Origin of the sequence: Pseudomonas sp. M2 (assembly GCF_015751845.1) — a bacterium.
Lineage (GTDB): Bacteria > Pseudomonadota > Gammaproteobacteria > Pseudomonadales > Pseudomonadaceae > Aquipseudomonas > Aquipseudomonas putida_E.
In genome coordinates this window covers 1,384,154-1,400,499 of the sequence record NZ_JADOUD010000001.1, presented here as the reverse complement: position 1 = coordinate 1,400,499, position 16,346 = coordinate 1,384,154, and the positions used below count along the sequence as shown (strand labels likewise).

The 16,346-nt window shown below is 62.5% G+C and carries 14 protein-coding genes; 10 read left to right on the top strand and 4 right to left on the bottom strand.

Annotation, left to right across the window (positions count from 1 at the left end; all coding sequences use genetic code 11):
* The 4 genes from IWW33_RS06575 (at position 1) to lpxC (ending at position 4,417) form a co-directional block, all read left to right on the top strand.
* Positions 1 to 870 (top strand): cell division protein FtsQ/DivIB, encoded by an 870-nt coding sequence (locus tag IWW33_RS06575; RefSeq protein ID WP_012312871.1) that lies wholly within the window; start codon positions 1 to 3, stop codon positions 868 to 870.
* Between the two features lie 14 nt (positions 871 to 884).
* Positions 885 to 2,141, top strand: a complete 1,257-nt coding sequence (gene ftsA, locus IWW33_RS06570; protein ID WP_012312872.1) for a cell division protein FtsA — start codon at positions 885 to 887, stop codon at positions 2,139 to 2,141.
* A 55-nt stretch (positions 2,142 to 2,196) separates the two neighbouring features.
* Positions 2,197 to 3,393 carry a cell division protein FtsZ gene (ftsZ, locus tag IWW33_RS06565; RefSeq protein WP_003251871.1) on the top strand — a complete coding sequence of 399 codons (1,197 nt, stop codon included), beginning with the start codon at positions 2,197 to 2,199 and terminating at the stop codon, positions 3,391 to 3,393.
* Between the two features lie 112 nt (positions 3,394 to 3,505).
* Entirely contained in the window at positions 3,506 to 4,417 is a 912-nt protein-coding gene (gene lpxC / locus IWW33_RS06560; RefSeq protein ID WP_039603495.1) for a UDP-3-O-acyl-N-acetylglucosamine deacetylase, read from the top strand.
* A gap of 75 nt (positions 4,418 to 4,492) precedes the next feature.
* On the opposite strand, the gene IWW33_RS06555 is transcribed toward lpxC, so the two are convergent.
* On the bottom strand, positions 4,493 to 4,948 hold the full coding sequence (locus IWW33_RS06555; protein ID WP_115273642.1) for a DciA family protein: 456 nt from the start codon (positions 4,946 to 4,948) through the stop codon (positions 4,493 to 4,495).
* A 311-nt stretch (positions 4,949 to 5,259) separates the two neighbouring features.
* On the opposite strand from IWW33_RS06555, the gene secA reads away from it, so the two are divergent.
* The 4 genes from secA (at position 5,260) to IWW33_RS06535 (ending at position 11,093) form a co-directional block, all read left to right on the top strand.
* Positions 5,260 to 7,995: a preprotein translocase subunit SecA gene (gene secA, locus IWW33_RS06550; protein ID WP_174142273.1), complete on the top strand. Its 2,736-nt coding sequence runs from the start codon at positions 5,260 to 5,262 to the stop codon at positions 7,993 to 7,995.
* A gap of 187 nt (positions 7,996 to 8,182) precedes the next feature.
* Complete coding sequence (gene argJ, locus IWW33_RS06545) at positions 8,183 to 9,400, top strand: bifunctional glutamate N-acetyltransferase/amino-acid acetyltransferase ArgJ (RefSeq protein ID WP_046784859.1); 1,218 nt, start codon at positions 8,183 to 8,185, stop codon at positions 9,398 to 9,400.
* 119 nt (positions 9,401 to 9,519) lie between these two features.
* Positions 9,520 to 10,152 (top strand): glutathione S-transferase family protein, encoded by a 633-nt coding sequence (locus tag IWW33_RS06540; protein ID WP_046784860.1) that lies wholly within the window; start codon positions 9,520 to 9,522, stop codon positions 10,150 to 10,152.
* Complete coding sequence (locus IWW33_RS06535) at positions 10,149 to 11,093, top strand: Nudix family hydrolase (protein WP_119688322.1); 945 nt, start codon at positions 10,149 to 10,151, stop codon at positions 11,091 to 11,093. The genes IWW33_RS06540 and IWW33_RS06535 overlap by 4 nt, the downstream gene beginning before the upstream one ends.
* Positions 11,094 to 11,135: 42 nt before the next feature.
* Here the strand turns inward: IWW33_RS06535 and IWW33_RS06530 are convergent, their stop codons facing one another.
* From IWW33_RS06530 to IWW33_RS06520, 3 genes are read right to left on the bottom strand one after another with little or no spacing between them, the layout of a single operon-like run.
* Positions 11,136 to 11,702, bottom strand: a complete 567-nt coding sequence (locus tag IWW33_RS06530; protein WP_119688323.1) for a cob(I)yrinic acid a,c-diamide adenosyltransferase — start codon at positions 11,700 to 11,702, stop codon at positions 11,136 to 11,138.
* A 1-nt stretch (position 11,703) separates the two neighbouring features.
* A complete protein-coding gene (locus IWW33_RS06525) occupies positions 11,704 to 13,734 on the bottom strand; it encodes an ATP-binding protein (RefSeq protein ID WP_046784863.1) in 2,031 nt (676 codons plus the stop codon).
* Positions 13,735 to 13,771: 37 nt separating this feature from the next.
* Complete coding sequence (locus tag IWW33_RS06520) at positions 13,772 to 14,689, bottom strand: putative 2-dehydropantoate 2-reductase (protein ID WP_174142274.1); 918 nt, start codon at positions 14,687 to 14,689, stop codon at positions 13,772 to 13,774.
* Between the two features lie 102 nt (positions 14,690 to 14,791).
* On the opposite strand from IWW33_RS06520, the gene IWW33_RS06515 reads away from it, so the two are divergent.
* Together IWW33_RS06515 and IWW33_RS06510 are read left to right on the top strand one after the other, a co-directional pair.
* On the top strand, positions 14,792 to 15,277 hold the full coding sequence (locus IWW33_RS06515; RefSeq protein ID WP_046784865.1) for a YajQ family cyclic di-GMP-binding protein: 486 nt from the start codon (positions 14,792 to 14,794) through the stop codon (positions 15,275 to 15,277).
* Positions 15,278 to 15,389: 112 nt separating this feature from the next.
* Positions 15,390 to 16,232: a mechanosensitive ion channel family protein gene (locus IWW33_RS06510; RefSeq protein ID WP_115273649.1), complete on the top strand. Its 843-nt coding sequence runs from the start codon at positions 15,390 to 15,392 to the stop codon at positions 16,230 to 16,232.
* The last annotated feature ends 114 nt before the right edge of the window (positions 16,233 to 16,346 follow it).

The following is a 16,346-nucleotide window of genomic DNA, read 5'->3' as shown; positions in this document are numbered from 1 at the left end:
ATGCAAGGCGCAATGATACGTCAGCAGCAACCCGTTACCGGCCGTAGCAAGCCGGTGCCGCGTGGTGCCAGCCGACTGGTGGCCGACGAGCCCGTATCGGCGCGCCTGCCGCGGCCCAGCCTGGGCGGCCTCAAGCGCCTGCTGTGGCCGGTGTTGCTGGTGGCCGCAGGCTTTGGCGCCTACGAGGGCGCCATTCGCCTGATGCCGTACGCCGACCGGCCGATCACCAAGATCGACGTGCAGGGCGACCTCAGTTACATCAGCCAGCAGTCGGTGCAGCAGCGGATCGCGCCATACGTGGCAGCGAGTTTCTTCAGCGTCGACCTCACGGCGATGCGAGCCGAGCTCGAACAGATGCCATGGATCGCCCACGCCGAAGTACGCCGGGTTTGGCCGGACGAGGTGGTGATTCGCCTGGAAGAACAGTTGCCGGTGGCACGCTGGGGTGAGGAAGCCTTGCTCAACAACCAGGGCCAGGCCTTCACCCCGCGCGAGCTGGCCAACTACGAGCATCTGCCGCAGTTGGCCGGGCCGCAGCGTGCCCAGCAGCAAGTCATGCAGCAGTATCAGGTTTTGAGCCAGATGCTGCGCCCCTTGGGCTTTTCCATCGCTCGCCTGGAGCTGCGCGAGCGTGGCAGCTGGTTCCTGACCACCGGTGCGGGCAGCACCGGGCAGGGCGTCGAGCTGCTGCTGGGGCGCGATCATCTGGTGGAGAAGATGCGCCGTTTCATTGCCATTTACGACAAGACACTCAAAGAGCAGATCACCAACATCGCCCGCATTGATCTGCGTTATTCCAACGGACTTGCCGTTGGTTGGCGGGAACCGAACGCACCGACGACGGCCCAACCCGCCGTTGCGAAGAATTAGAGAGAGGCAGGACCATGGCAAACGCGCATAGCGGCAAAATGATCGTCGGGCTGGACATTGGCACCTCCAAGGTGGTGGCGCTGGTGGGTGAAGTAGGCGAAGACGGTACCCTGGAGATCGTCGGGATCGGTACTCACCCTTCCCGCGGCCTGAAGAAGGGCGTGGTGGTGAACATCGAGTCCACCGTGCAGTCGATCCAGCGCGCAGTGGAAGAAGCGCAGCTGATGGCTGGCTGCCGCATCCACTCGGCGTTCGTCGGCGTGGCCGGCAACCATATCCGCAGCCTGAACTCCCACGGCATCGTCGCCATTCGCGACCGCGAGGTCAGCCTTGCCGACCTCGAGCGTGTGCTTGACGCTGCCCAGGCCGTGGCCATTCCGGCTGACCAGCGCGTGCTGCACACCCTGCCGCAGGACTACGTGATCGATAACCAGGAAGGTGTGCGCGAGCCGCTGGGCATGTCTGGCGTGCGCCTGGAAGCCAAGGTTCACGTGGTCACTTGCGCGGTCAACGCGGCGCAGAACATCGAGAAGTGCGTGCGCCGTTGTGGCCTGGAAATCGACGACATCATCCTCGAGCAACTGGCCTCGGCCTACTCGGTGCTGACCGACGATGAGAAAGAGCTCGGTGTGTGCCTGGTGGACATCGGCGGCGGCACCACCGACATCGCCATCTTCACCGAAGGCGCGATCCGTCACACTGCGGTCATCCCGATTGCCGGCGACCAGGTCACCAACGACATCGCCATGGCCCTGCGTACACCCACCCAGTACGCCGAGGAAATCAAGATCCGTTACGCCTGCGCCTTGGCCAAACTGGCCGGCGCCGGCGAGACCATCAAGGTGCCGAGCGTGGGCGACCGCCCACCGCGCGAACTGTCGCGCCAGGCCCTGGCCGAGGTGGTAGAGCCCCGTTACGACGAGCTTTTCACGCTGATCCAGGCCGAACTGCGCCGCAGCGGTTACGAGGACCTGGTGCCGGCCGGCATCGTCCTCACCGGCGGCACCGCGAAGATGGAAGGCGCCGTGGAACTGGCCGAAGAAATTTTCCACATGCCGGTACGCCTGGGCGTACCGCACAGCGTTCGGGGGTTGAGCGACGTGGTGCGCAACCCGATCTATTCCACCGGCGTGGGCTTGCTCGCTTACGGCCTGCAGAAGCAGTCCGAAGACTTGCCCCTGACCGGTAACAGCAGCAGCAACAGCTATGGCGATGAACCGAAGGCCCCAGTGCTTGAGCGCTTCAAGCGGTGGGTTCAGGGCAACTTCTAAGTTTCAAAGCAGTAGTGGTAGGCGCGACAACTAGAGAACTGAAAGGAGAGGGAAAATGTTCGAGCTCGTAGACAACGTCCCGCAAAGCCCGGTCATCAAAGTGATCGGTGTCGGCGGTGGCGGCGGCAACGCCGTCAACCACATGGTGAAAAGCAGCATCGAAGGCGTCGAGTTCATCTGCGCCAACACCGATGCTCAGGCGCTGAAAAACATCGGCGCGCGCACCATCCTGCAACTGGGTACCGGGGTCACCAAGGGCCTTGGTGCAGGTGCCAATCCGGAAGTCGGCCGTCAGGCTGCTCTGGAAGACCGTGAGCGCATCGCCGAGGTGCTGCAGGGCACCAACATGGTGTTCATCACTACCGGCATGGGCGGCGGTACCGGTACCGGTGCAGCGCCGATCATCGCCGAAGTGGCGAAGGAAATGGGCATTCTCACGGTTGCCGTGGTAACCCGCCCGTTCCCGTTCGAAGGTCGCAAACGTATGCAGATCGCCGATGAAGGCATCCGCATGCTGGCCGAGAGCGTCGACTCGCTGATCACCATTCCCAACGAGAAGCTGCTGACCATCCTGGGCAAGGATGCCAGCCTGCTGTCCGCCTTTGCCAAGGCTGACGATGTACTGGCCGGTGCCGTTCGCGGTATTTCCGACATCATCAAGCGCCCGGGCATGATCAACGTCGACTTCGCCGACGTGCGCACCGTGATGGGCGAGATGGGCATGGCGATGATGGGTACCGGTTGCGCCAGCGGCCCGAACCGTGCTCGCGAAGCCACCGAGGCGGCAATCCGCAACCCGCTGCTCGAAGACGTCAACCTGCAGGGCGCCCGCGGCATCCTGGTGAACATCACCGCAGGCCCTGACCTGTCGCTGGGCGAGTACTCCGATGTGGGTAGCATCATCGAAGCCTTCGCCTCCGACCACGCGATGGTCAAGGTGGGCACCGTGATCGACCCGGACATGCGCGATGAGCTGCACGTGACCGTGGTGGCCACTGGCCTGGGCGCGCGTATCGAGAAGCCGGTCAAGGTGGTCGACAACACCCTGCAGACTGCCCAGCAGGCGTACGAGGCCTCCAACCCGGCCCCTGTTCGTCAGGAGCAGCCAGCGGTCAACTACCGTGACCTGGAGCGTCCGACCGTGATGCGCAACCAGGCCCACGCAGGCGCTGCCGCAGCAGCTAAACTCAACCCTCAGGATGACTTGGACTACCTGGATATCCCGGCCTTCCTGCGTCGTCAGGCCGATTAATGGAATTTATCAGGGGTATAAGGGTGATTGGTGTTCAGCAAAGGCCGGGTCTGTTATCATCCTCAGCCTTTGTTGATACCTGTTCGCAATTTGCGCTGAAGCGGCCAATGCCATGATTAGACAACGCACCCTGAAGAATACCATCCGTGCCACAGGCGTCGGCCTGCACTCCGGGGAGAAGGTCTATCTGACCCTCAAGCCTGCGCCTGTCGATACCGGCATCGTCTTCCGTCGCGCCGACCTCGACCCTGTGGTCGAGATCCCGGCACGTGCGGCCAACGTCGGTGAGACCACCATGTCCACCACGCTGGTCAACGGTGACGTCAAGGTCGATACCGTCGAGCACCTGCTTTCCGCCATGGCGGGGTTGGGCATCGATAACGCCTACGTCGAGCTCTCCGCCTCGGAAGTTCCGATCATGGATGGCAGCGCCGGTCCCTTCGTATTCCTGATTCAGTCTGCCGGCCTGGAAGAGCAGGACGCAGCCAAGAAGTTCATCCGCATCCTGCGTGAAGTGACAGTGGAGGAGGGCGACAAGCGCGCTACCTTCCTGCCTTTCGAAGGGTTCAAGGTGAGCTTCGAGATCGACTTCGATCACCCGGTCCTCAAGGGCCAGACCCAGAGCGCCGTCGTCGACTTCTCCAGCACTTCGTTCGTCAAGGAAGTCAGCCGCGCCCGTACTTTCGGCTTCATGCGTGACATCGAGTACCTGCGCAAGCACAACCTTGCGCTGGGTGGCAGTGTCGAGAACGCCATCGTTGTCGATGAGACCGGTGTCCTTAACGAAGACGGCCTTCGCTCCGAAGACGAGTTCGTCAAGCACAAGATCCTCGACGCCATCGGCGACCTTTACCTGCTGGGCAACAGCCTGATTGGCGAGTTCAAGGGCTACAAGTCCGGGCACGCGCTGAACAACCAGCTGCTGCGCAAGCTGATCAATGAAACCGATGCCTGGGAAGTGGTCACTTTCGAAGATGCCAGTACGGCACCGATCTCTTATATGCGCCCTGTTGCGGCCGTGTAAGTTCGAACACTCTCTCTAGTGATTAAGGCCACCTTTGGGTGGCCTTTTTTATGGGTTGTGCTCAGGCCTGCTGACTCAACCCTTGCCCTTGGCGTGACTGGCCAGGCGTTCCAGTGCTTCACGCAGTTTGGGGTCGGTGATGCCTTCGGCGGAACCCCGAATGCCTTCGGCGGCATTGGTCGACAGCTCGGTCATGTTACCGCCGCGCTTGGCCGGAACCAGCGGCGGCTGCACCTTGTAAAGGATGCGCTGAAGGTTGCCGAACGCTTCCAGCGCCTGCAGCTGACGCATCAGGCGCTTCTGCTGATAGCGCAGGCGGGTGGCCCAGTGCCCGTCCGTGACCACCAGCAGCAGCGTGCCGTCGCGCCACGAAGCCACGTGGCAGTGCTCGCGGGCTGCCGGTTGCAACTGGCTTTCCAGCAGGCGCTGCAGGTGCGCCAGGCGTTCGGCCTGGTTCAGCAACAGGCGCAGCGGGCGCACCTGGCGCAGCAGTGCCGAAGGAGGCTGGGCGGGGGAGGGTTTGTAGGCCATGGGGGGTCGCATCAGGTTACAAGATTGGCAGTCTAACACCTCTATCGGCCCCACTGACGGCGTCAGCGCCATCGCACACAGACAGCATACGAGTCATTCTCGATACGTTTCATGATGCTCCGGGTTGAACTCAGCGAAAATGCCCTTATCTTAGAAACGCCCCCGCCAAAGCGCTGTGCCAGCATCGTGGAAATCCACCACTTTCCTCACCATCGTTTCCGGGTAGAATGCTCGTTCGCATGCGGCCCAAGGGCTGCACGGGCGACTCATGGGGCCGCCCTCCATCCCTACGTGTGGAAGATCCTGCCGATATGTTTGCGCCTTTGTTAAAGAAACTTTTTGGAAGCAAGAACGAGCGTGAAGTCAAACGCATGCTCAAGACGGTGAACATCGTCAATGCCTTCGAAGAGAAAATGGTCGCCCTCTCCGATGAGCAACTGCGCGCCAAAACCGCAGAGTTCAAGGAGCGTCTGGCCAAAGGCGAGACACTGGACCAACTGCTGCCTGAAGCCTTCGCCGTGGCCCGTGAAGCCGGCAAGCGCGTGATGGGCATGCGCCACTTCGATGTGCAGCTGATCGGCGGCATGACCCTGCACGAGGGCATGATCGCAGAAATGCGCACCGGTGAAGGCAAGACCTTGGTCGGTACCCTGGCCGTTTACCTCAACGCCCTTTCCGGCAAAGGGGTGCACGTGGTCACGGTCAACGACTACCTGGCCCGCCGCGACGCCAACTGGATGCGTCCTCTGTACGAATTCCTCGGTCTGTCCGTAGGCATCGTCTCGGCCTTCCAGCCACCAGAGGAAAAGCGCGCTGCGTATGCCTCCGATATCACCTACGGCACCAACAACGAGTTCGGTTTCGACTACCTGCGCGACAACATGGCTTTCAGCCTGGAAGAGAAATTCCAGCGTGAACTGAATTTCGCCGTTATCGACGAAGTCGACTCGATCCTCATCGACGAAGCCCGTACGCCGCTGATCATCTCCGGCCAGGCAGAAGACAGCTCCAAGCTGTACATCGAGATCAACCGCCTGATCCCGCGCCTGACCCAGCACATCGAAGAAGTCGAAGGCCAGGTCACCCAGGAAGGCCATTTCTCCATCGACGAGAAGAGCCGCCAGGTCGAGCTCAACGAAGCCGGTCACCAGTTCATCGAAGAGATGCTCACCCAGTCCGGCCTGCTGGCTGAGGGCGAGAGCCTCTACTCGTCGCACAACCTTGGCCTGCTGACCCATGTTTATGCCGGCCTGCGTGCGCACAAACTGTTCCACCGCAACGTCGAGTACATCGTTCAGGACGGTCAGGTCCTGCTTATCGACGAGCATACCGGCCGTACCATGCCAGGCCGTCGCCTGTCCGAAGGCCTGCACCAGGCCATCGAGGCGAAAGAGAACCTGAACATCCAGGCCGAGAGCCAGACCCTGGCTTCGACCACCTTCCAGAACTATTTCCGTCTGTACACCAAGCTGTCCGGCATGACCGGTACCGCCGACACCGAAGCGTTCGAGTTCCAGTCGATCTACGGCCTCAACGTGATGGTGATCCCGCCGAACAAGCCGCTGGCGCGTAAGGACTTCAACGACCTGGTGTACCTGACCGCAGACGAGAAGTACGCTGCGATCATTGCCGACATCAAGGAAAGCATGACCCAGGGCCGTCCGGTTTTGGTGGGTACTGCGACCATTGAAACCTCCGAGCACATGTCGAACTTGCTGAAGCAGGAAGGCATCGAGCACAAGGTCCTGAACGCCAAGTACCACGAAAAGGAAGCCGAGATCATCGCGCAAGCGGGGGCTCCGGGTGCACTGACCATTGCCACCAACATGGCCGGTCGTGGTACCGACATTCTTCTGGGCGGTAACTGGGAAGCCGAGGTGGCTGCCCTGGAGAGCCCGAGCCCCGAGCAGATCGCTCAGATCAAGGCCGACTGGCAGAAGCGTCACCAGCAGGTGATCGAGTCCGGTGGCCTGCATGTGATCGCCTCCGAACGCCACGAATCGCGCCGTATCGACAACCAGCTGCGTGGCCGTTCCGGCCGTCAGGGCGACCCGGGTTCCAGCCGCTTCTACCTGTCGCTGGAAGACAGCCTGATGCGTATCTTCGCCTCCGATCGGGTGAAGAACTTCATGAAAGCACTGGGCATGCAGTCCGGTGAGGCCATCGAACACCGCATGGTCACCAACGCCATCGAAAAGGCGCAGCGCAAGGTCGAAGGGCGCAACTTCGATATTCGTAAGCAACTGCTCGAATACGATGACGTGGCCAACGAACAGCGCAAGGTGATCTACCACATGCGCAACAGCCTGCTGGCTGCCGAAAACATCGGTGACACCATCGCCGAGTTCCGTCAGGAAGTGCTCGATGCCACCATCAGCCAGCACATCCCGCCGCAGTCGCTGCCCGAACAGTGGGACGTTGCCGGCCTGGAGGCTTCGCTGGCCAGCGACTTCGCCATCAAGCTGCCTATCCAGCAGTGGCTCGACGAGGACGACCACCTCTACGAGGAGACCCTGCGCGAGAAGCTGCTGAAGGAAATCACCGACGCCTACAACGAGAAGGAAGACCAGGCCGGCATCGACGCCCTGCGCACCTTCGAGAAGCAGATCCTGCTGCGCGTGCTGGACGACCTGTGGAAAGACCACCTGTCGACCATGGACCACCTGCGCCACGGCATTCACCTGCGTGGTTACGCGCAGAAGAACCCGAAGCAGGAGTACAAGCGCGAATCCTTCACCCTGTTCCAGGAATTGCTCGAGTCGATCAAGCGCGACACCATCCGCGTGCTGTCGCACGTTCAGGTACGCCGCGAAGACCCGGTCGAAGAAGAGGCCCGCCTGCGCCGCGAAGCCGAAGAACTGGCCAGCCGCATGCAGTTCCAGCACGCCCCTGCGCCAGGCCTTGAGAGCGAGCAACTGAGCGAAGAAGGTGCCGAAGTGGCAGTCGCCGTGGCCCCGGTGCGCAACGATCAGAAGCTGGGCCGCAACGAGCCGTGCTGGTGTGGTTCGGGCAAGAAGTTCAAGCATTGCCATGGTCAGATCGAGTGATCTGAACAGACGTTTGTAAAAGCCTGGGGCCGCATTGCGGCCCTTTCGCGACACAAGGCCGCTCTCACATATCGCGCTCGCCCACCGGTTGGCGCGGTCCCTGTAGGAGCGGCCTTGTGCCGCGAATGGGGCGCGAAGCGGCCCCGCTCTTTCCTCATCACTTCACCGTTTTTCTAGGAGCGCTCTAATGGCTGTTGGTCTTGGTCCTTTGCCCACCCTGCACCCGGTTCCGGGTTTTGAACTCGGCATCGCTTCTGCCGGCATCAAGCGCCCAGGGCGCAAGGATGTGGTGGTCATGCGCTGCGCCGAGGGCTCCAGCGTGGCAGGCGTGTTCACCCTCAACGCCTTTTGCGCAGCACCGGTGATCCTTGCCAAGCAACGCGTTCAGGGCACTGTGCGTTACCTGCTGACCAACACTGGCAACGCCAACGCGGGCACCGGCGCGCCGGGGCTGGCCGCCGCTGAGCGCACTTGCGCCAAGCTTGCGGAACTGGCCGGTGTGCCTGCCGAGTCGGTGTTGCCATTCTCCACCGGTGTGATCGGTGAGCCGCTGCCGGTCGAAAAGATCGAAGGTGCCCTGCAGGCCGCTTTGGACAACCTGTCGGAAAACAACTGGGCTGAAGCCGCCACCGGCATCATGACCACCGACACTCTGCCCAAGGGCGCCAGCCGCCAGTTCCAGCACGAAGGCGTGACCGTCACCGTTACCGGTATCAGCAAAGGCGCCGGCATGATCCGCCCGAACATGGCCACCATGCTCGGCTACATCGCTACCGACGCCAAAGTTGCCCCGGCCGTGCTCAAGGACCTGATGCTCGACGGCGCCAACAAGTCGTTCAACCGCATCACCATCGATGGCGACACCTCGACCAACGACTGCTGCATGCTGATCGCCACCGGCAAAGCGGGCCTGCCGGAAGTCACCGAGGCCAGCGGCGCGCTGTTCGAAGCGCTGAAGAAGGCGGTGTTCGAAGTGTGCATGGAAGTGGCCCAGGCCATCGTCCGTGACGGCGAAGGCGCTACCAAGTTCGTGACCGTGCAGGTCAATGGCGGTGGCAACCATCAGGAGTGCCTGGATGTCGGTTACGCTGTCGCTCACTCGCCGCTGATCAAGACCGCGCTGTTCGCCTCCGACCCGAACTGGGGCCGTATCCTTGCTGCCGTAGGGCGCGCTGGGGTGCCTGCGCTGGATGTAAGCCTGATCGACGTGTACCTCGACAATGTGTGTATTGCCAGCAAAGGCGGCCGCAGCCCGAGTTATACCGAAGAGCAGGGCTCGGCAGTGATGGCTCAGGAAGAGATCACCATCCGTATCGAGCTGGGCCGTGGCCAGTGCAGCGAAACCATCTGGACCACCGACCTGTCCCACGAATACGTGAAGATCAACGCCGAATACCGTACCTGATCCAATGGCCTGATCGCCGAAAAGCCTGCTCGCAGCCACCTGTGGAAGCCGGCTTGCCGGCGATGGGCTGCACAGCAGCCCCAAGGCCACCGACATTGCCACATCATCGGAGCCGACCCATGAGCTATCACCTGATCATCGGCGACAAGCTGTATTCTTCCTGGTCGCTACGCGGCGCCCTGGCCCTTGAGCTGGCCGGCGTTCCCTACGAAGAAACCCTGATCAAACTCAACCAGCCCGACACCCGTCAGCGCATTCTCGCGTTCTCCTCCACCGGCAAGGTGCCGCTGCTCAAGACCGAGCACGGGGTGATCGCCGACTCCCTGGCCATCGCTGAATACCTTAACGAGCGCCACCCCGAGGCCCACTTGTGGCCTGTCGATGTGGCAGCCCGTGCCCAGGCCCGTTCGGCCTGTGCGCAGATGCACAGCGGTTTTTTCGCCCTGCGTGGCGCCATGCCCTTCGATCTGTCCCGGGACGAAGCACTGGAAAACATCCCGCTGGATGTGCAAGTGGATATCGACCGTATCGTCGCGCTGTGGTCCGAATGCCGCCTGGTGGCCAAGGACAGCGGCCCGTTCCTGTTCGGCAAGCCGACCCTGGCCGATGCCTTCTTCGCCCCGGTTGCCGTGCGCCTGCGTACTTACCGTGTAGAGGTGCCAGCGCAGGCTGCGAGCTATATCGAAACCATTTACCAATGGCCGGCCTTCAAGGCCTGGCAACAAGCAGGCCTGGCGGAGCGTGAAGGGTGAAACGGATTCATGTAGCAGCAGCGGTGATTCGCGGTACAGACGGCCGCATCCTCATTGCCCGACGGGCCGACAGCCAGCATCAGGGTGGCCTGTGGGAATTCCCTGGCGGCAAGGTGGAGGAGGGCGAAAGCGTCGAAGCGGCGCTGGCTCGCGAGCTTCGCGAAGAGCTGGGTATCGAAGTGACCCGTTCACGGGCGCTTATCAAAGTCAGCCACGACTACCCGGACAAACAGGTGTTGCTCGATGTCCGTGAGGTCGAAGCGTTCACCGGTGAGCCCCACGGCGCTGAAGGCCAGCCGCTGGCCTGGGTGTCGCCGAGGGACTTGCCACAGTATGAGTTCCCCGAGGCCAACAAGCCGATCGTGGCCGCCGCGCGCCTGCCCGATCAGTACTTGATCACCCCGGACGGCCTGGACGTACCCGAGATGCTCAAGGGTATACAGAAGGCTGTCGCCGCCGGCATCCGCTTGATCCAGTTGCGTGCGCCGGACATGTACGACCCCAAGTACCGCGATGTGGCGGTGGATGCGGTGGGGCTATGTGCGGGCAAGGCACAATTGATGCTCAAGGGGCCGCTGGAGTGGTTGGGCGACTTCCCCGCGGCAGGCTGGCACCTGACGGCTGCGCAACTGCGCAAATACGCCGCCAAGGGCCGGCCTTTCCCTAAAGATCGTTGGCTGGCAGCGTCCTGTCACAGTGCTGAAGAGCTGGCACTGGCTGAGCAGATGGGTGTGGATTTCGTCACGCTCTCGCCAGTGCAGCTGACGCAGACGCATCCTGAGGCCTCGCCGCTGGGTTGGGATGAGGCTCAGCGCTTGATTGCCGGGTTCGGCAAGCCGGTGTTCCTGCTCGGTGGTGTTGGGCCAGGCGAGCGTGAGCGGGCCTGGCAAACCGGGGCGCAAGGTGTTGCCGGGATTCGGGCCTTTTGGCCTGAGGCCTGAGGCGGCCGTCGCAGGGGGCTGCCAGGCAGCCCCTTTGCGGTGTCAGCCTGCTGGCTTGTCCGCAGCCTGCCACAACACCTCGGCAACCCCCTGCCGCCGCCCGATGATCCGCGCCGCCACAAACAGCAGATCGGAAAGGCGATTGATATACGCCAGCCCCACGCCTTCCAGCGGCTCAACCGCATTCAGTTGCTGGCAGCGTCGTTCCGCACTGCGTGCCAGGCTTCGGCAGACGTGCGCCTGGGCGATCAGCGCCGATCCACTGGGCAGGATAAAGTTCGTCAACGGCCCCAGTTCCTCGTTCCACCCATCGATGGCGGCCTCAAGCCGTTCCACCTCGGCCTCGTTCAGTGCCTTGTAACTGGGCATCGCCAGCTCGCCGCCCAGGTCGAACAGGCGGTGCTGGCATGGCGCCAGAACCTCGCTGACCTCCTCCAGACCTTGCTCTGCAAGGCCGGCCAGCAGCAGCCCAAGCTGGCTGTTAAGGCTGTCCACCTCGCCAATAGCCTCGATCCGCGGGTGGTCCTTGGGCACTCTGCGCCCATCGCCCAGGCCGGTTTCGCCTGTGTCACCGGTGCGGGTGTAAATCTTCGACAGGCGATAGCCCATGTCATGTCTCCGTCTGGTTCGGGGCCGCTGCCGACGGCTGGCCGAGGGGCAGGCGCAGGGTGAAGCAGGTGCCCTGGCCGGGCGTGGACTGCACTTCCATCTGCCCCTTGTGGTTATTGGTGATGATGAAGTAGGAAACCGACAAACCGAGCCCGGTGCCCTGGCCGATTTCCTTGGTGGTGAAGAAGGGCTCGAAGGTGCGCTTGCGGACCGCTTCGGGCATGCCGACGCCGTTGTCCTCGACCTGGATCTCGGCCCACGGCGGGCTGAGCCGGGTACGCAAGGTGATCCTTCCTGGCTCGCTGGGCTGAGGCCGTTGGTGAATGGCCTGGGCGGCATTCTTCAGCAGGTTCAGCAGCACTTGCTCCAGCTCGTTGGCGGTGCACGGCACCGGCCCCAGGTTGGGGTCGAACTGGCGGACAATGGCCTGGCCCTTGAAATCGAAACCGATGGTCAGGTCGAAGTCGTTACCGGCGATTTCCACGGCCTGGTCGATCAATGCCGGCAGGTCGCAGGGTGCCAGTTGGCGGTTGCTGCGGCGGCTGAAACTGAGCATATGAGTGACGATCTTGGCCGCCCGGGCACCGGCCTGCTGAATGCCGTCGAGCAGTTGCGGTACTTCGCGGCTTTCCAGGTAGCGATTGACGCTGGGCAAGTCGATGCCCAGCTCGCTGGCTTGCTCCTGATTGCGTGGCAGCTCCGGCGACAGTCGCCTGCGGATGTTCTGCACGTTGTGCAGGATCGCGCCCAGCGGGTTGTTGATTTCGTGTGCCATGCCGGCCGCCAGGCCACCGACCGAGAGCATCTTCTCCGATTGCACCATCATTTCCTCCAGCGACAGGCGCTGGGTGATGTCGTCGATGCGGATGACCACGCCGCGGCCGCCGCCGCCCATCAGCGGATAGAAGGTCAGGGCGTAGTGGCGCGTGTCTTCGCCTTTGGCCCAGGTGACCCGCTCGATCTTGGCGACACGGTGTTTTTCCACGGTTTCCTTGAGCTGCGGCAGGAACGGCTTGAGCGGCTCGAAAGCGATGAAGATCGGCTGGTTCAGCGCTTCGTCCAGCGGCGTGCCGGAGAGCACCGTGGCCTCGTGATTCCACTGGGTGACATAAAGCTGCTCGTCGAGGGCGATCAGCGCCGAGGGCATGGAGTCAATGATGCTGTTGAGATAGTTCTGAAAGCCCGTGAGCTTTTTCTCGATCTTGCTGCGCACCTGGACTTCCAGTTCCAGCTTGCGGTTGGTGTGGCGGGTTTCCTCGGCCAGGCCCTGGGCCTGATCGTAAGCGTCCTGGAATTCGTCGCGGGTGCGCTTGAGTTGCTGCTCGCGCGCCTCGATGCGCGAGAGCATGGTGTTGAAAGCGTCGGCGAGGCTGCCGATCTCATCGTCGTTGCCCCTTTTGGCACGCAGCGCGTAGCTTTCTTCACGGGTGACCTGGCGGCTGAGTTCTTCGAGCTGATTGATCGGCTGGGTGATCAGGCGTTTGATCTGCCGGGCGATGACCAGCCATAGCAGGATGCTGAACACCAGGATCGCCAGGCTGGCGCTCAGGGTGCCGGTGTAGAACGCGGTTGGCAGTTCGCTGCTGGCCACCAGCAGCAGGTGCGCGGGCGGGCTGGCATCACGGGGGATACGGATCAGTTGGGTGCTGCGAAATTCCATCAGGCGCCAGCCGTCGATGTTTCGATAGCGCTTGGGCAGGGCCAGCGGGTCGCCATGTTGCAATTGGGCCAACATGCGACCATCGCCACCATAGACCGCCGCAGCGCGCAGCGGCGTATAGCTGTCCAGCTCTTTGAGCAGCGCCGTGGCAGTGTCCTGGGATTCGCCGGCGCGTGCTGCCAGCTGAGGGTTGGCGACCAGGCGGCCGATGGTCTGCAACGCTTGCGGCGCCATGCTTTCCTGGGTGATCCAGTAGGCGGCGCTGATGAACGTCAGGTTGGCCACCAGCAGGATGGTCACCAGCAGTACCAGCAGGGCGGCCAGCAGCTTCTGCCCGACCGGGAGGTTTTCCAGGCGTTGGCGCAAGGTCATGGGCTAGGCAATGTCCGTATCCGGTTGAAAGGGCGCGTCAGGCGCTTGGCAAGCCACGTGCACGCAGGTTATCGACCAGCCGCTGGTGCAGGCGTTCCAGCCCAGGCAGCACCATGCCATGGCGCGCGGCTGAGCGGCAGGCATGGCCAAGCAAGTAATGCACCTCGGTACGCCGGCCTGCGCGCACATCCTGATACATCGAAGAGTAGTTGGCTGACGTGGCGAGGATCACCCGTTGTACTTCTTCGCCCAGATTATCGGCGGCTTCGGGTTGGCCACAGCGGCCCAGCAGTTCGCCGAGTTCGGCGATCAACCCATCGACTTCGCTCAGGTGCCCCAGCAGCCCGCCGTTCTGGCAGTCATGCAGCACGGTCAGCGGATTGATCGCGCAATTGAGCGCGAGCTTGCGCCACAGGCGGGTAAGTATGTCGACGGTCCATTCAGCCGGGATACCGGCGTCATGGAGCTCGTCGAACCACTCTGGCGCCGCGGGGTTGGCCGGGTCGCCCAGCCAGTTGAAGCCGTGGCCGGCAAAGCGTACCCGCCAGTCGTCCTCGCGGAATGCGCCCTCGGTGCTGGAGGCGAAGATGCAGCGGGCCAGCGGTACCTGATCGGCGACTTCGTCCTGGCTGCCCAGCCCGTTCTGCAGCAGCACGATTTGCGCGCCAGCGGCCAGGCGCGGGGCCAGCCGTGCGATCGCAGGTGCTGCGTCGTAGGCCTTGCAAGCCACCAGCAGGCGGTGCACCGGCCCGTTGGTATCGGCTGTTTCGGCAGGGATCGCGTAATGATTGGCGTGGTCCTGTTCGACCAGCGTCAGGCCGCCAGCCTGTTCATAGGCCAGCAACCGCTGCCGATCGCGCAGAATCAGGCGCACCGCCTTGCCGGCACGTGCCAGTCGGCAAGCCCAGAGGGTGCCGAGGCTACCGGCGCCGAGAATATGCCAGGTGCTGCTCATCTGCGTTTCGCAACCCGTTATAATAAGCCCGCATTTTAACCTTCAAACCCCGACGCGCTCCATCTTCAGACCGAGCGCGCTTTTATTTTATGGAGAACAACCATGCCTTCGTTCGACGTGGTATCGGAACTGGACAAGCACGAAGTGCAGAACGCCGTCGAAAACGCCATCAAGGAGCTCGACCGTCGTTACGACCTCAAGGGCAAGGGCAGCTTCGAGTTCAAGGAAAAGGAACAGACCGTGCTGCTGACTGCCGAGGCTGAGTTCCAGCTCGAAGCGATGATCGAGATCCTGCGCCTGGCGCTGGTCAAGCGCAAGATCGACGTGAAATGCCTGGAAACCCAAGACGCCTACGCCTCGGGCAAGGAAATGAAGCAGGAGGCCAAGTTCCGCGAAGGCATCGACAAAGAGCTGGCCAAGAAGATCGTCGCCCACATCAAGGATGCCAAGCTCAAGGTCCAGGCTGCCATTCAGGGTGAGCAGGTGCGCGTGACCGGCAAGAAGCGTGATGACCTGCAAGAGGCCATTGCTGCCTTGCGTGCCAAAGAGTTCGACATGCCGCTGCAGTTCAACAACTTCCGCGACTGATCCTTGTTGGCAGGAACCCCGATGGCGCAATGATGTCCATGGGGGCCATGGCCGCTGAATTTTTCGCGGCCGGTTTTACCGTGTACTTGCCGTTCGGCATCAGGAGATGAACATGGATTTGAACGCTGAAGTCGATCAGCTGGTCCGCCAATCGCAGACCTGGGTCCCCTTGATCATGGAGTACGGCAGCCGTGTGCTGCTGGCACTGCTGACCCTGGCGGTCGGCTGGTGGATCATCAACAAGGTCAGCGCCCGCCTGGGCAAACTGGTAGGTCTGCGTAACGCCGACCTGGCGCTGCAGGGCTTCATCAGCACCTTGGCCAACATCGTGCTGAAGGTGCTGCTGCTGGTCAGTGTGGCCTCGATGATCGGCATCGAAACCACCTCCTTCGTCGCTGCCATCGGTGCCGCCGGCCTGGCCATCGGCCTGGCCCTGCAGGGTAGCCTGGCGAACTTTGCCGGTGGCGTGCTGATCCTGATGTTCCGCCCGTTCCGCATCGGCGACTGGATCGAGGCGCAGGGTGTGGCGGGCACGGTGGACAGCATTCAGATCTTCCACACTGTGCTGCGCACCGGTGACAACAAGACAGTGATCATGCCTAACGGCAGCCTGTCCAACGGCATCATCACCAACACCAACCGCCAGCCGACGCGCAAGGTGGTGTTCGACGTAGGTGTGGATTACGAGGCCGACCTGCAGAAGGCCCGCAACGTACTGCTGGAGCTTGCGCAGGACCCTCGCGTGTTGCCCGACCCGGCGCCGCAGGCCGTGGTGGCGACCCTGGGTGACAGCTCTATCACCGTATCCTTGCGCCTGTGGACCAAGACCAGCGATTACTGGGATGTGCTGTTCATGCTCAATGAACATGCGCGTGATCGCTTGAAGGCCGAAGGAATCGACATTCCGTTCCCGCAGCGGGTGATTCGTGTGGTCCAGGAGCCTGCCGCGCAGTAACGCTGAGGTTGCAACATAGGGGCCGCTGTGCGGCCCAATCGCCGGCAAGCCGGCTCTAACAGGTATGCACTGCGCCTGATGCTTGCAGTGGGCCTGGAGGAGCCGGCTTGCCGG